The sequence below is a fragment of the Janthinobacterium sp. 13 genome, assembly GCF_002749695.1.
GTDB classification, from domain to species: Bacteria; Pseudomonadota; Gammaproteobacteria; order Burkholderiales; family Burkholderiaceae_D; genus Janthinobacterium; species Janthinobacterium kumbetense.
In genome coordinates, this window is the sequence record NZ_PEEQ01000001.1 from 4,877,351 (window position 1) to 4,891,394 (window position 14,044).

Genomic DNA, 14,044 nt, shown 5'->3' on the forward strand with positions numbered 1-14,044 from the left:
TACGTCGACATGCCTCCTCGTTAAAAAGTTGGGTTTATGAAAATCATTGACCTTGCCCGGCATGCAGCCGCAACGCTTCCAGCGCCAGATAAGCGGCTTGCAATTGCGCGGCGATGGCGGCCAGGCCGCTTGCCGCGGGCGTGGGCGGATCGCCGTGGTAAGCCGTGCCGTACTTCGCATGCACGCCGCCTTGCGCGCGCATCGCTTGCAACTGCGCCGCTGTAGGGGCGATGCCGAAGCGGTCCAATACATCGCTGAAGAGGATGTCGGGCAATTGACTGTAGTTAATTAATTGCAACTGTCCTGCCGCCGCATGGGACCGGGCGGCGTTGAGCAGGCTGGCCAGCACGAGGCCCGTATAGCCATCGAGATCGCCCGGCGCCAGCTGGTGTGCGGGCAGCGGCAGCTGTGCCGGGTGCAGCATGCCGGGCACCATTTGCGGGCCGCGCTGGCGCTGGTGCGAGGCCAGCACGGCCAGCGGTTCGCGGTAGACGAACAGGCAGGGCGTGCCGGGAAACGCTTGCCGCAGCAAGTCCAGGCTGTGGATGTGCCAGCAGTCGAACTTGATGAAGAAGTGCGTCTGTGCGCCGGAACGGCGCTGGCCCAGGGCCAGGATGGCCTGGCGCAGCAGGGCGATGCCGGCCGCCGGGTCGGCGCCGTCGTGATGCAGGCGCAGCAGCGAGTCGATGACGGGCGGCTCGGACATGACGATGCATTGCGGCAAGGACGCCAACAGCTGGCTCAGCAGGGTTGAGCCGCAGCGCGAGACGTGGAAGATGAAGGCGTCGGGCGCCAGGCAATCGCCGAGCGCCGCCAGCGCCGCCAGCGGCGTGCGGCAGACGCGGCGCTCCCCGTGCGGCTGGCGCGCCAGGGTATTGACAAAGAAGGCGTCGCTGAAGGGTGTTTCCCCCAATTCGCGCCAGCACATGGCGGCGTCCGCCCATGTTTCGCCCCGCTCCACGTACAGCGGATACCAGCCGCGCAGGTCCATGCCCTCGTGCCACGGCACCGTCTCGCCCCTGGCCAGCAAGCGTTCCTGCTGGGCCAGGCCCGGCGCGGCGCTCACGGCGCATTCCCGTCGGCCAGGGCGGCCAGCGCGCTGGCCAGCGCCAGGCTGGCGGGCGAGGGCGATAGCCGCAACTGGGCGATGACGGCCCGCACATTGCCATCGTTGATGCTGGGGTCGCCATACTTGTGGGGCGCTTTCGGCACGAAGCCGGCCGAGGCGAACAGCGCTTCGAGCCAGGCATTGCCGATGCAGTCGAGCACGAGGTGGATGCGCGGCGTCGCGCCCCGGTTGTGCACCGCGTGCAGGCAGCTGGCATCCATGTACCAGGCGTGCCCGGCCGTGAAGTGGACGGTCTCGCCATCGATGGTAAACAGCACCTGCGGCGAGGTGTGGATGGGGATATGGATGCGGACGAGGCCATCGGCCAGCGACATGCCGGCGTCGCGGTGCTCGCGGATGAGGGTGCCCGGCGCCAGCGCCATCAGGCGCGCGGCGTGAAGCTCGCATGCGAAGCTGGCAAGCACCTCGCGCAGGCAGGGGCAGCGCGCCAGTTGCGGCGTGGCGGCATAGGCGGGGCCGTTGACGGGCATGATATCGCCGGCTGCTCCGCCTGGCGAGCGCAGCGGTATGCAGCTCCAGCCCGTGTCGTAGGCGCCCGTGTTGAAATGGCTGATCCACTCGCCGGCGGCGAACTGGTCGCTGTCGCCCTGCATGCGCGCCACGTCGAAGCGCAGCGGCAGTTGCAGCCAGGTGCTGGGCGGATTCGGCGCCGGCACTATGGCGCGCTCCATTGCAGTTGCTCCTGCACCTCGTTTTCCCCGCGCAGGCGAAAGCCCAGCCGCTGGTACAGTGCGCGCGCGGCGGCGTTGCCCTTGTTGACGGCAAGGTGGATCCGGCATTGCTCCGCAGCGGCTTGCGCCTGCAGGCCGCGCAGCACGGCGCTGCCGGCGCCCTGGCCTTGCGCGGCGGGCAGGATGGCGATGTCGACCAGGTGCAGCACCTGATTCCGGCGCTCCAGGATCAGGCGGCCGATGGGCGTGTCGCCGTGCTGCAGCACCAGGTACACGGCGTGCGGATACGCCTGGCGATAGCCGTGGCTTTGCATGCGCTGCTGCATGGCGATCAGCTGTTCGATGACGGCGGGCGCGGCCGGCATCTGGCGCAGGTCGTCGCGCGTGGAGCCGTACAGCGCGGCGGCAAAGCCCTCGTCGTCGTCGCGCTGGACGCGCAACTGGTAGGGGGCGGGCAGGCTGGCGAGGGCGGAAAGCGGCAAGGCGTGCATCGGTGCTCCGGTAGGTGGTTGCGATGGCGGCAAATGAGCAGGCATGTATTTATTTGCTATGCTGCCAATTTTTCCGCGTACTTGCAATCATTTCAAGGAGGCCGCCATGCATTCTGTCTTTATCCCGCCTTGCCCGTGGAGTCGCGCGTGAATCCGGCGCGCGCGGAACTGGCCGCCATTGCGGCCGCGCTGTGCGATCCGCAGCGCTCCCTGGCCAGCCTGGTCGGTGAAACGGTGCAGCTGCGCCAGCTCGTCGAGCGCCATTCGCGCCTGCCCATGGACCGGCAGGACGGCTTGCGCGATGGCGAAAGTTTTCTGCCCAGCGGCTGGGCCATCTCGCCCGTGCAGGCGGGACTGTGCGCGCGCGAGCCGTACCGCAGCGCCGCTTTCATCCAGGGCCTGGCGCTGGCCGTGCGCGAGCGCCTGGGGGTGAGCGGCGGGCGGCCCGTGCGGGTGCTGTACGCGGGTTGCGGCCCGTTCGCCCTGCTGGCCTTGCCGGTGATGGCCGTGCTGGATGCGCAGTTGGTGCAGTTTTCCATCCTCGACGTGCATGCCGAGACCCTGGCGTATGCGCGCGACCTGATCGCAGTCCTGGGCCTGGACAGCCACGTCGCCGAGTACCTTTGCGCCGACGCGGCCGCCTGCCGCATTCCTGCCGGCGCCATGCCGGACGTGATCGTCAGCGAAACCATGAATACGGCGCTGGGCAAGGAGCCGCAGGTGGCCATCCTGCGCAACCTGCACGCGCAAGCGCCCGCGGCGACGCTGCTGCCTGCGGCCGTCACCGTGCACCTGGGCCTGGACCGGCGCGCGCCGGATGCGCCGTGCACCGACTGGGGCCGCGTGTTTACCCTCGATGTGGACGCCTTGCGCGCCTGGCAGGATGAAGGGGGCGAGAGCTTGCCGGCCGCCAGCATCCGCCTGCCCGAGGTGCTGGAACAGGCGCCGCGATTGCTGACGCGCATCCGCGTGCATGGCGACATCGTCCTGGGCGACCATGAGTGCAGCCTGAACCTGCCCCTGGCCTTGCCCGGCAAGCCCAGCCTGGCCGGCGGTAGCGTGCTCGACTTCCATTACCGCCTGGGCAACCAGCCGGGACTGGCGTTTTGCCTGCGCAGAATGCCTGAATCCATACCGGAATTGCCCAGGGCAGTGTCTCAGTAGTAGTACTACATTGGCAGACTATTTACTTCTGTAGGATAATATGGAACCGGTTCCATCTATGCGCAAATGCAATGTAGCGCAATCATCGAAGTCAATAAAATAACAAGTCTTGCGGGAGTCTCATGAACCATCCAGGCACTGAACCATCTGCAACATCCGTTTCATCCCTTCCTCGCATCAGCCGCCGCCACGCCCTGATCGGCCTGGCTGCCCTGCTGGCGCAGGCCGGTTTCTGGAGCAATCCCCTGTCCGCCGCCATGTCGGCGCCGGCCAGCGCTCCGGCGCCCGGCCTGGCGTCTGCCACCATGCTGTTCTACGCCTTGTCGCAAACGATCACGGGTCACCGCGACCTGTCCGCCGCGACGGCGGCGCGCATCGAGCAAGCCATGCGCACCAACGTGCCCGGCTTCGCCGACCGCTTGCCGCAACTGGGCGCGCTGCTCGTCACGGGCCAGGAAGCCAAGGCCCTGCTGGCGGCCGCCAGCGCCGCCGATGCGGGTCTGCGCGAGCTGGCCCTGGCCATCGTTGCCGCCTGGTACACGGGCACCGTCGCCGGAAATGCGGCGCAGGGCACGAAGTCCATCGTCGTCGCGTATGCGGAAGCGTTGATGTACCGCACGGTGGCCGATGGCCAGGTCGTGCCCACCTACTGCAATTACGGCCCCCTGTGGTGGCTGAAGGCGCCGCCCGCCGTGGGCGTGTCCGCGCCCGTGGCGCCAAAACCCGTACCGGCCCCGGCCACCACCGGCACTCCCGAAACCAAAGGCAAGCAAGCAAAATGAAATCACCCCAATTCAAGAGTAATGGCGACGTCGTCGCCGATGTCGTCATCGTCGGAACCGGCGTCGTCGGCGCCATGATGGCCGACCAGCTGGCCGCACAGGGTCACTCCGTGATCATGCTGGAAGCGGGCTTGCGCATCGAGCGGGGCCAAGCAGTGGAAAACTGGCGCAACATGCCGTTCGAGAACCGCGTCGGTTCCGACTTCCAGGGCCTGTATCCGCAGGCGGACAACGCGCCCGCGCCGCTGTATTTTCCAAAAAACAACTATGTGGAATTGTCCGGCCCCAGCGGCAGCAGTTTCCAGCAGGGCTACCTGCGCACGGTGGGCGGCACGACCTGGCACTGGGCCGCGTCGTGCTGGCGCCATTTGCCGTCCGACATGCGCATGAAAAGCGATTACGGGGTAGGGCGCGACTGGGCCATCTCCTACGATGAGCTGGAACCGTACTATTGCCGCGCCGAGCAGGAAATGGGCGTGGCCGGCCCCAACGATCCGGCGCTGCAGTCGCCCAGCGAGCGCAGCGCGCCGTATCCGATGGACATGGTGCCCTGGGGCTATGGCGACAAGCGCTTTGCCGAAGTGGTCAACCCGCACGGCTACCGTTCCGTGCCGATTCCGCAAGGCCGCTCGACGCGCCCCTGGCAGGGACGCCCGACTTGCTGCGGCAATAACAATTGCCAGCCGATCTGTCCCATCGGCGCCATGTACAACGGCATCCACCACGTGGAGCGGGCCGAGCTGAAGGGCGCGGGCGTGCTGGCCGAGGCCGTCGTCTACCGCATCGACACGGACCACAACAACCGCGTGACGGCCGTGCACTGGTATGACGCGAAGAAACAGTCGCACATGGCGACCGGCAAGGCCTTCGTGATTGCCTGCAATGGCATCGAAACACCCCGTTTGCTGCTGCTGGCGGCGAACCAGAACAATCCGAACGGCATCGCCAACAGTTCCGACCAGGTGGGCCGCAACATGATGGACCACTCGGGTTTCCACTGTACTTTCCTCGCCAATGAACCGATCTGGACGGGCCGCGGCCCGGCGCAGAGCAGCTGCCTGGTGGGGCCGCGCGACGGCGCCTTCCGCGCGCAGTATTCGGCCAACAAGATGATCTTGAACAATATCACCCGCGTGGGACCTGCTACCCAGCAATCCTTGAAGCTGGGCCTGGTGGGCAAGGACCTCGACGATGAAATCCGCCGCCGCGCCGCGTTCGGCGTCGACCTGTCGATCAGCCTGGAGCCGCTGCCGGAAGCGCATAACCGCTTGACCTTGAGCAAGACGCGCAAGGACCCGCTGGGCCTGGCCTGCCCGGACATCTACTATGACGTGGGCGACTATGTGCGCGATGGCGCGAAGGCCGCGCATGCGCAGCTCGAACATATAGGCAAGCTGTTCGGCGCCGTGGAATTCCATATCACCGACAGCCTGAACGCGAATAACCACATCATGGGCGGCGTCATCATGGGTTCCAATCGCGCCGATTCCGTGGTCGACGGCAATTGCCGCGCCCACGATCACGCCAACCTGTGGCTGCCCGGCGGCGGCGCCATGCCGTCGGCCAGCGTCGTCAACACCACCCTCAGCATGGCCGCACTCGGTTTGCGCGCGGCGGACGACATCGCCCGCACCCTGGCAAGGGAGGCAGCATGATGCGCCGCCTGTCCTTCGCTCTTGGCCTGGCCTTGCTGGCCGGCAGCGCCATCGCTGCCGTGCCTGCCTCGGCGCCGCCCGTCACCCTGACGCCGGACCGTCCCGCCGCGCCCGTGGCCGCCAAGCCCGATGCACGCCTCGAGCGGGGCCGCTACCTGGCCATCGCGGCCGACTGCATGGCTTGCCATACGGCAGCGGGCGGCAAGCCGTACGCGGGCGGCTACGCCATCGATTCGCCCCTGGGCACGATTTACGCGACGAATATCACGCCGTCGAAACAAGGCGGCATCGGCCGCTACACGGAAGCCGACTTTGCGCGCGCGCTGCGCGAAGGCGTGCGCGCCGATGGCAGCCATCTGTATCCGGCCATGCCCTACACCAGCTATGCGCAGCTGACGGATGCGGACGTGGGCGACCTGTATTACTACTTCATGCAGGCCGTTCAACCCGTCGACGCGCCGGCGCGCCAGACGGCCTTGCCATTCCCGTTCAATGTGCGCTTGTCGATGCTGGGCTGGAATACTTTGTTCCTGGACAATAAACGCTTTGTGCCGGACCCAACGAAAAGCGCGCAGATCAACCGCGGCGCCTACCTGGCCGAAGGCCTGGCGCACTGCAGCGCCTGCCATACGCCGCGCAACGCGCTGATGGCGGAAATCGGCAGCCAGACCCTGGCGGGCGCCTCGCTCGGTTCCTGGCATGCGCCGAACATCACGTCCGACAAGGTCAGCGGCATCGGCGCGTGGACGGATGCGGAACTCACGGCTTACCTGAAGACGGGCCACGTGGAAGGCAAGGGGCAGGCGGCGGGGGGCATGGCCGAAGCCATCCAGAACAGCCTGCAGTTTTTGCGCGACGACGACGTGGCCGCCATCGTGGCCTGGCTGCGCACGGTGCCGCCCGTGCGCGCGCCGGGGCAGACGCAAGCTGCCTTCAGCCATGGCAGCGCCGCCAGCGAAGAGCCGCTGCTGCGCGGCATGGCCAGTTCCACCGAGCGCCATTCGCTCAACAGTGGCGCGATCCTGTTTTCCGGCTACTGCGCCAGCTGCCATTCGGCCAGCGGCGCCGGCAGCACGGGCCAGGCCTATCCCGCCCTGTTCAACAACACGGCGACGGGCGGCAGCACGCCGGCCAACCTGGTCTCGGCCATCTTGTTTGGCGTAGAGCGCAAGATCGAAGGGGAAGAGCATGAAGCGTTCATGCCCCGTTTCGACCAGCGTTCGTATGTGCAACCCTTGACGGACGAGCAGATCGCCGCTATCGCCAATTACGTGCTGAAGCAGTATGGCAATCCGGATGTGTCCGTCACGCCCGCGTATGTGGCGCAGGCGCGCAGCGGCGGCGAGAAACCCGTGCTGGCGCGGGCACAACCGTTCATGCTGCCGGGCGGCATCGTGGGAATCTTGCTGTTGATCGCGCTGTTTGTGTGGCTGCGCAGGCGCCGCCAGCGCAAGGAATAAGTACGCCTATCAAAACCTACTGCGCGTCGTAATTTGCGGTCTGTGATGCTCACTGTACCTTCGTACAGTTGCGCTTCTCAACCACAACTTCCTTCCGCTCGCTACGGTTTTGTTAGGCGTTGTAAGTGTCGAAACGGCGGCGAATATGAACGTTGGGCGCAACTTGCAGTAAAATGCAGGCTGAAAAATGGTTACGAGCAATCGTAGCCATTTTTTATTCTGGCCCGATCCCGGCAATTGTTTTCGTCTTATTTGAAAATTGACAATGTCCCATTCCCTGCATCACCAATTTTTGCGTTTCGCCGCCGTCGGCGCTTCCGGCACGGCCGTGCAATACAGCGTGCTGTGGGGCGGCGTGGAATGGGCCGGCATCAATGCCGCCGCCGCGTCCGGCATCGGCTACATCCTCGGTTCCGTCGTCAACTACCTCCTTAATTACTTTTTCACGTTCAAGAGCGACAAGGGCCATGGCGAGGCGGCCAGCAAGTATTTCACCCTGCTGGGCATCGGCTGGTGCATCAATACGGGCCTGATGTGGCTGCTGGTACACCAGCTGGGCTGGTATTACTGGCTGGCGCAGGTGCTGGCGACGGGAATCGGGCTGGTCTGGAATTTCGCGGGCAGCCGCTGGTGGGCCTTCAAGCCGGCGGGCGCAGCGGGAAAGTAGTCATTTCGTCATAAAAAGAGGCGCACTGGCCACACGCAGGCGCCCGGTTTTACCAAAACAAGGGGTTAATCATGCAGTTCCTGGAACGCTATTTCAAACTGAAGGACAACGGAACCAATGTGCGCACGGAGCTGCTGGCCGGCCTGACCACGTTCCTGACGATGGCCTACATCATCTTCGTCAACCCGTCCATCCTTGGCGACGCGGGCATGCCGAAAGACTCCGTTTTTGTTGCCACCTGCCTGGCGGCCGCCATCGGCACCTTGATCATGGGGCTGTACGCGAACTATCCGATCGCGCTGGCGCCGGGCATGGGCTTGAATGCATATTTCTCGTACACGGTGGTCAAGGGCATGGGCATGAGCTGGGAAGTGGCGCTGGGCGCCGTCTTCATTTCCGGCTGCCTGTTCATCCTGGTCAGCCTGTTCAAGGTGCGCGAGATGATCATCAACAGCATCCCGCCCGCGCTGCGCACGGCCATCACCGTCGGTATCGGCCTGTTCCTGGCGATTATTTCCCTGAAAAGCGCCGGCGTGGTGGTGTCGAACCCGGCCACCATCATCGCGCTGGGCGACTTGCACCAGGCGGCGCCCATCCTGGCCATCCTCGGCTTCTTCATCATCGTCGCGCTGGACCGCCTGAAAGTGCCGGGCGCCATCCTGATCGGCATCCTCACCATCACCGTTGCCAGCTTCTTCTTTGGCGGCAACCAGTTCAACGGCATCGTTTCGACGCCGCCCGCCATCGAGCCGACCTTGTTCAAGCTCGACATCATGGGCGCGTTGTCGATCGGCATCGTCAACGTGGTGCTGGTATTTTTCCTGGTGGAATTGTTCGATGCGACGGGCACCCTGATGGGCGTGGCCAACCGTGCCGGCTTGTTAAAAGACGGCAAGATGGAACGCATGAACAAGGCCTTGCTGGCCGACAGCACGGCGATCGCGGCAGGCGCCTGCCTGGGGACGTCCAGCACCACGGCCTTCGTGGAAAGCGCTGCCGGCGTGCAAGCGGGCGGCCGCACGGGCTTGACGGCCGTGGCCGTTGCATTGTTGTTCCTGGGCAGCCTGTTCTTCGCCCCGCTGGCGCACACGGTGCCGCCGTATGCGACGGCGCCGGCGCTGCTGTACGTGGCGTGCCTGATGCTGCGCGAACTGACTTTCATCGACTGGGATGACAGCACGGAAAGCATTCCTGCCGCCATCACGGCCTTGATGATGCCATTTACGTATTCCGTGGCCAGCGGCGTCGCCTTCGGCTTCATCACCTATGCGGTATTGAAACTGTTGACGGGCAAGGGCAAGCAAGTGTCCGTGGTGGCTTACATCATCGCCGCCATCTTCCTGTTCAAGTTTATCTACCTGGGCGAATAGCGGGGAGGGCAGGGCCGGAGCCGCTCGTCCGGTACTGCTATCGAAAAAGCGGCAATCGCAAAAAGGCCGCCCGTGCATCCGCAGGGGCGGCCTTTTTTGATGACGGGGCCTACATCAGCAGCGCGGCCACCAGGTCTTTCCTGTCGTCGCTGGCGCTGCCGTCGAAGCGCAAGGCCGCTTCCACGTGCGACAGGTGCTCGACCATCAGGCGCGCCGCCAGGTCCGCGTCGCCGTTGCGCGCCGCCTCGAGAAAGCGGCCGTGTTCGTCGTACGAGCAGGCGGCGGCGTGGCCGGACTGGTACAGCATGGTGATGAGCGAGCTGCGGCCCACCAGTTCGCGCACGATGTCGCGCAGGACGGCGTTGCCGGCGATATCGGCCAGCAAGACGTGGAAGTCGCCCAGCAGCTGCGAACGCAGCGGCGTCGCTTGCGCCAGCGCCAGGCGTTCCGCCTTCAGGTGGCGCTCCAGCATCCGGTAGTCGGCAGGCTTGGCCCGCGCGACGAATTCGCGCGCCAGGGCCGCTTCGATGACGCGCCGCGCGGCAAAGATGTCGCGCGCCTCCGCCTCGGTCGGCTGGCTGACGAAGGCGCCCTTGTCGGGCACCATGCGGATCAATTTATCTTTTGAAAGAATGAGCAGGGCGGCGCGGATCTTGGTGCGGCTGACGCCATACAGCCGGCACAGCGCCTCTTCGCGCAGCCGGGTGCCGGGCGGCAATTGGCGCGCCACGATGGCGGCCGCCATATGCTCTGCAATTTCCGCCGAGCTGTCGCCGCTGCCGGGTTTGTCCACCAGGGTTGCGCTTGATTCTGTCATGTCGGGTGAGAGCAGTAAGCCAGGGGCAAGGTGAGCTTGCAAGCGCATGTCCGCGCGGCGGCGTGGTTGACGCCCCGTTGCCGGCATGCCGTTGTGCGCCTTCCATATCGGCAAGGCCTGGCTATTCTACTATCTTGCGTGGCACCGCGCAGACGGGCGCAGCCATCCGGCGAGGCTGGCTCGCCGGTAGCCTGTTTTGCTGCTCATGCAGCAACCATGTCGTAACGACTGGACATGGGAAATTTTGACGTATATAATTCGGCCTCCTTTCCCTGATAGCTCAGTTGGTAGAGCGACGGACTGTTAATCCGCAGGTCCCTGGTTCGAGTCCAGGTCGGGGAGCCAGAACAAGCAGCAGCAAAGGGCCACGTGGCAACACGTGGCCCTTTTGTCATGCGCGCACGGTTTCCGTTCACGCTGTCCATGCCGTGTTAGCGGCGTGCGCGACGCCGGCCCGCTGCTGGCAGGGGGCGCGCAGTGTTTCCCGGATCAGGGATCGACAAACACGTCGAAACGCACCTTGAGCGGGCTGCCCCACGAGATTTCCACCCAGGCCCGGAAGCCGCCGTTGTATGGCGCAATGTTGTACACGGCCATGCGGGCGGCGCCAATGAAACGGTCCTGGGCAGTGGCGCCGTATTCGCTGATGTTGAGGAAGACGCGCGAATTGGCTTTCACGTTGGCATTGGCAAAGTTGACCGAAGGATGCACGCCGTTGGCCGTCCACGTGTAGTAGGTGGTGAAGGCGGCGGGGCTCAGGTTCAAGTCCTGCGCGGCCGCGCCTTTGGCGCTTTGGCCTTCCTGTTCCATCGGCAGCTCGGTTTCTTCCAGTGCCAGGTTGCTGCCGGTGCGATGTTCTACTTTCATTTCCATGATGTACTCCTGATCGATAGTTTGGACGCCGCGCCTGTCGTCGTGCGGCAAGACGCCCTATCTGTTGCCGTGACGGCCAGTGTCACGTCCTGGCTGATAAGGTAGCCGCCTGCTCCATGCTGTGGGAGTAAGCTATTCTAGGCAAACGCGCGGGCAAAAAGGGGGCGGCGCCACCGGAAAAACGGCGCTCGCTTGTGCTGGCGCAAACACCTTGCAGGCAGGCGTCAAGATCTTTTCCCGTAGGCTATTTTTACGGGGCGCCACGCATGTCGCGCAGGACAATGGCACAATAGGCCCAGCCGACCTGCCGATGCGGAAACCGTTGCGAGCCTAGCCCATGCCGATACTGAACCTGAGTGCCGAAACCGATATCTATTACGAATTGATCGAAGGCGACCCCGCCAAGCCCTGCCTGGTATTCCTGCACGAGGGACTCGGTTGCTGTGCGATGTGGAAAGATTTCCCCGCGCAGCTATGCCAGGCGACGGGGTGCCGCGGCTTGCTGTACGACCGCCACGGCTATGGCCAGTCGTCGCCGCTGGCGGCGCGCCGGCAGCTCCATTATTTGCACGATTACGCGCTGTGCGAGCTGCCGCAAGTGCTGGCGGCACTGCTGCCGGGACAGGATCATTTTCTCGTCGGCCACTCCGATGGCGGCAGCATCGCCCTGATCTATGCGGCGCAGCAGCCGCCCCGCTTGCGCGGCATCATCACCGAAGCGGCGCACGTGTTTGTCGAGGGCATCACGCTCGAGGGCATCCGCGTGGCGGACGCGGCGTTTGGCGCGGGCAAGCTGCGCGCGCTGGCGAAATACCATGGCGACAAGACGGAGACCATCTTCAAGGCCTGGTCGGATACTTGGCTCAGCTATGGTTTCCAGTTCTGGAACATCGAGTACCTGCTGCCTTCCGTCGAATGCCCGGCGCTGGTGGTGCAGGGCAGCGAGGACCAGTACGGCAGCGCGGCCCAGGTCGACACGATCGTGGCGCAGGCGCTCAACGCCGTGCCCGCCATGGTCGAGCAGTGCGGCCATACGCCGCACCAGGAGCAGCCGCAGGCATTGCTGGCGCTGATGGAAGGCTTTTTGCAAGGCCGCATGGACGCGGCCACGCATCCGAGACACACATGAGTTCCTCAATGGCAGGCGGGATCGCTGTCCCAGCGGCCCGAGCAGATGCGCGAGCGGCACAGCATGCCTTCGATCAAGCCCAGCTGCTTGCAGCGCCGTAACAGTTCCGCCGTTTCCTGTTCCTGCTCCTGCTCCTGCTCCTGTTCCTGTTTCTGCCGGCGCAGCACCACGTCGCGCACGGGTGCCGCCGTGGCTTCTTGCCGGTGCGCGTGGGCCACCATCGCCGTCAGCAAGGCGACGTCGCTGTCGCCGGGCGCGGCAGCCGGCCTCGCTCCTTGTGGCCGCGCGGTCGCCTGGCGCACGGGCGGCGGCTTCTTGCGCGGCGCGTTCGCGGCCGCCGCCTCGGGCAAGGGCGGTGCCGCCGTATTGACGATGGTGGCCGCCTGCGCCGCCTGTGGCAGCACCGTTGGCGCCGGCATTGCGGGCGGCGCCATGGCGGTGGCGGGCGCCGCCGGCCGGGGCCGCGGCAAGACCTCCGTGTCGTAGGCGAACACGGCCGTGATCAGCACCGCCAGGCACAGCGCGCCAACGGCCCCGTGCCGCCAGCCGGGACGCCAGCGCAGGGCCGGCATGGCAGCGGGCGCGGCGACGCCGTGTTCGAGCTGCGACAGGATGCCCTTGCCTTCGATATGCGCGCCAGCCGCGCCGGCCTTGCCCAGCAGGTCGGGACCGCGCGCCTGGCCATCCCCGGTTTTCAGTAAAGACAAAATATCACCTCCGCAGTGGATCAAATTCGACTGACCTTGATGTAAACCGCGCTCATGCGGGCCGCGGACGCCTACGATCTAGCGATACCGCCGGGAAATTGCTGTCCGGCCCAGACTACCCCTGTCACGGAGCGCCCCATGTTCGTCGCCCTGGTCCTGATGTATTTCTTGCTCGCCTGTTTTGCCTGCTGGCTGCTGCTGTTTCCCGGCGGCCGTGCCATCGTGCTGCACACGCTCGTCAACCTGGGCTGGCGCATGCAGCGGCGCGCGCAGCACTTGAAGGGCGGCAGCGGCGCGCAGTGGCAGCGCGTGCAACGCTACACGGGCTCGGGCATGGTGCGCGCCTGGCAACTGCTGTGGCGGCACCGCTGGCTGAGCCTGGCGGGCAGCGTGCTGGTCATCGTGCCGCCGCTACTGGCCTGGCTGTCCAGCGACCGCATCACCCTGCGCGGCTATGCCGACCAACAACACGTCATCAATGACCAGGTCAGCGACTTGCTGAAAGGCGAGCAGCTGGTGCCGCCGCCGGCCTTGCCGCCGCTGCTGTTTTCCACGGCGGAAGTGACGCAGCTGCGCCCGCTGCTGGGCGGCGCCAGCCGCAACTGGCAATTGCTCGACCACGATTACGCGCAGCGCCTGCTGCTGGTCTTCAAGATCATGAAGGACGTGCATGGTTACGACATGGTCTTGCTGGAAGGCTATCGCAGTCCCGCGCGCCAGGACCAACTGGCGGCGGCCGGCCCGAACGTGACGAACGCGAGGGCGTTTCAAAGCTATCACCAGTATGGCCTGGCGGCCGATTGCGCATTCATGCATGAAGGAAAGCTCATCATTTCTGAAAAAAATGCCTGGGCCATGCGCGGCTACCGTCTATATGGCGTGACGGCCGAATCGGTGGGCCTGCGCTGGGGCGGGCGCTGGACCATGATGGACTTCGGCCACACGGAATTGCCGCAACCGCGCGCGCTGGGCAAGTAAGCCGCGCCAGCCATTCTAGCGCCGGGAGGCTGCCGGATTTTCACAGCTGCAAGCTTGCTTGCGCAGCGTCAAGGACACAGCGGCGCCTGCCGCGCGCTGGCGCCTGGTACTTGTCATATGTCAACAAAGGCGCGCCGCATTGCTGTCAGCA

14 protein-coding genes and 1 tRNA gene are annotated in these 14,044 nt (G+C 65.4%); 9 read left to right on the forward strand and 6 right to left on the reverse strand.

Annotated features, from left to right (window positions below):
• Positions 1 to 43: 43 nt before the first annotated feature.
• From CLU94_RS21425 to CLU94_RS21435, 3 genes are read right to left on the reverse strand one after another with little or no spacing between them, the layout of a single operon-like run.
• Entirely contained in the window at positions 44 to 1,066 is a 1,023-nt protein-coding gene (locus CLU94_RS21425) for a sulfotransferase (protein WP_099667105.1), read from the reverse strand.
• Entirely contained in the window at positions 1,063 to 1,800 is a 738-nt protein-coding gene (locus CLU94_RS21430) for an aspartyl/asparaginyl beta-hydroxylase domain-containing protein (RefSeq protein ID WP_099667106.1), read from the reverse strand. The genes CLU94_RS21425 and CLU94_RS21430 overlap by 4 nt, the downstream gene beginning before the upstream one ends.
• Entirely contained in the window at positions 1,785 to 2,291 is a 507-nt protein-coding gene (locus CLU94_RS21435; protein ID WP_180278726.1) for a GNAT family N-acetyltransferase, read from the reverse strand. Before CLU94_RS21435 ends, CLU94_RS21430 begins: the two co-directional genes overlap by 16 nt.
• A 147-nt stretch (positions 2,292 to 2,438) precedes the next feature.
• Here CLU94_RS21435 and CLU94_RS21440 point away from each other — a divergent pair, with 147 nt between their 5' ends.
• From CLU94_RS21440 to CLU94_RS21465, 6 genes are all read left to right on the forward strand, one after another.
• Positions 2,439 to 3,455, forward strand: coding sequence for a hypothetical protein (locus tag CLU94_RS21440; RefSeq protein WP_143451501.1), 1,017 nt, complete (start codon positions 2,439 to 2,441; stop codon positions 3,453 to 3,455).
• A gap of 122 nt (positions 3,456 to 3,577) precedes the next feature.
• Positions 3,578 to 4,237: a sugar dehydrogenase complex small subunit gene (locus CLU94_RS21445; RefSeq protein WP_099667109.1), complete on the forward strand. Its 660-nt coding sequence runs from the start codon at positions 3,578 to 3,580 to the stop codon at positions 4,235 to 4,237.
• On the forward strand, positions 4,234 to 5,892 hold the full coding sequence (locus tag CLU94_RS21450; RefSeq protein WP_099667110.1) for a GMC family oxidoreductase: 1,659 nt from the start codon (positions 4,234 to 4,236) through the stop codon (positions 5,890 to 5,892). Before CLU94_RS21445 ends, CLU94_RS21450 begins: the two co-directional genes overlap by 4 nt.
• Positions 5,889 to 7,352, forward strand: coding sequence for a c-type cytochrome (locus tag CLU94_RS21455; RefSeq protein WP_257218907.1), 1,464 nt, complete (start codon positions 5,889 to 5,891; stop codon positions 7,350 to 7,352). Before CLU94_RS21450 ends, CLU94_RS21455 begins: the two co-directional genes overlap by 4 nt.
• A 265-nt stretch (positions 7,353 to 7,617) precedes the next feature.
• Positions 7,618 to 8,019 carry a GtrA family protein gene (locus CLU94_RS21460; RefSeq protein ID WP_099667111.1) on the forward strand — a complete coding sequence of 134 codons (402 nt, stop codon included), beginning with the start codon at positions 7,618 to 7,620 and terminating at the stop codon, positions 8,017 to 8,019.
• Positions 8,020 to 8,090: 71 nt separating this feature from the next.
• Positions 8,091 to 9,389 (forward strand): NCS2 family permease, encoded by a 1,299-nt coding sequence (locus CLU94_RS21465; RefSeq protein WP_092606241.1) that lies wholly within the window; start codon positions 8,091 to 8,093, stop codon positions 9,387 to 9,389.
• A gap of 109 nt (positions 9,390 to 9,498) precedes the next feature.
• On the opposite strand, the gene CLU94_RS21470 is transcribed toward CLU94_RS21465, so the two are convergent.
• Positions 9,499 to 10,206 carry a GntR family transcriptional regulator gene (locus CLU94_RS21470; protein WP_099667112.1) on the reverse strand — a complete coding sequence of 236 codons (708 nt, stop codon included), beginning with the start codon at positions 10,204 to 10,206 and terminating at the stop codon, positions 9,499 to 9,501.
• A 269-nt stretch (positions 10,207 to 10,475) separates the two neighbouring features.
• Here CLU94_RS21470 and CLU94_RS21475 point away from each other — a divergent pair.
• Positions 10,476 to 10,551, forward strand: a tRNA-Asn gene (locus CLU94_RS21475).
• A gap of 144 nt (positions 10,552 to 10,695) precedes the next feature.
• Here the strand turns inward: CLU94_RS21475 and CLU94_RS21480 are convergent.
• Positions 10,696 to 11,079, reverse strand: coding sequence for a hypothetical protein (locus tag CLU94_RS21480; protein WP_251351372.1), 384 nt, complete (start codon positions 11,077 to 11,079; stop codon positions 10,696 to 10,698).
• 337 nt (positions 11,080 to 11,416) lie between these two features.
• On the opposite strand from CLU94_RS21480, the gene CLU94_RS21485 reads away from it, so the two are divergent.
• A complete protein-coding gene (locus CLU94_RS21485) occupies positions 11,417 to 12,208 on the forward strand; it encodes an alpha/beta fold hydrolase (RefSeq protein ID WP_099667114.1) in 792 nt (263 codons plus the stop codon).
• A 5-nt stretch (positions 12,209 to 12,213) separates the two neighbouring features.
• Here the strand turns inward: CLU94_RS21485 and CLU94_RS21490 are convergent, their stop codons facing one another.
• Entirely contained in the window at positions 12,214 to 12,915 is a 702-nt protein-coding gene (locus CLU94_RS21490; protein ID WP_099667115.1) for a hypothetical protein, read from the reverse strand.
• A 138-nt stretch (positions 12,916 to 13,053) separates the two neighbouring features.
• Between CLU94_RS21490 and CLU94_RS21495 the strand changes: the two genes are divergently transcribed.
• Positions 13,054 to 13,893 (forward strand): M15 family metallopeptidase, encoded by an 840-nt coding sequence (locus tag CLU94_RS21495; RefSeq protein WP_099667116.1) that lies wholly within the window; start codon positions 13,054 to 13,056, stop codon positions 13,891 to 13,893.
• Positions 13,894 to 14,044 lie beyond the last annotated feature (151 nt).

Coding starts and splice junctions, on each gene's coding strand:
- CLU94_RS21430 (WP_099667106.1), bottom strand. CDS start 1,800: ATGGAGCGCGCCATAGTGCCGGCGCCGAATCCGCCCAGCACCTGGCTG.
- CLU94_RS21435 (WP_180278726.1), bottom strand. CDS start 2,291: ATGCACGCCTTGCCGCTTTCCGCCCTCGCCAGCCTGCCCGCCCCCTAC.
- CLU94_RS21445 (WP_099667109.1), top strand. CDS start 3,578: ATGAACCATCCAGGCACTGAACCATCTGCAACATCCGTTTCATCCCTT.
- CLU94_RS21450 (WP_099667110.1), top strand. CDS start 4,234: ATGAAATCACCCCAATTCAAGAGTAATGGCGACGTCGTCGCCGATGTC.
- CLU94_RS21455 (WP_257218907.1), top strand. CDS start 5,889: ATGATGCGCCGCCTGTCCTTCGCTCTTGGCCTGGCCTTGCTGGCCGGC.
- CLU94_RS21460 (WP_099667111.1), top strand. CDS start 7,618: ATGTCCCATTCCCTGCATCACCAATTTTTGCGTTTCGCCGCCGTCGGC.
- CLU94_RS21465 (WP_092606241.1), top strand. CDS start 8,091: ATGCAGTTCCTGGAACGCTATTTCAAACTGAAGGACAACGGAACCAAT.
- CLU94_RS21470 (WP_099667112.1), bottom strand. CDS start 10,206: ATGACAGAATCAAGCGCAACCCTGGTGGACAAACCCGGCAGCGGCGAC.
- CLU94_RS21480 (WP_251351372.1), bottom strand. CDS start 11,079: ATGGAAATGAAAGTAGAACATCGCACCGGCAGCAACCTGGCACTGGAA.
- CLU94_RS21485 (WP_099667114.1), top strand. CDS start 11,417: ATGCCGATACTGAACCTGAGTGCCGAAACCGATATCTATTACGAATTG.
- CLU94_RS21495 (WP_099667116.1), top strand. CDS start 13,054: ATGTTCGTCGCCCTGGTCCTGATGTATTTCTTGCTCGCCTGTTTTGCC.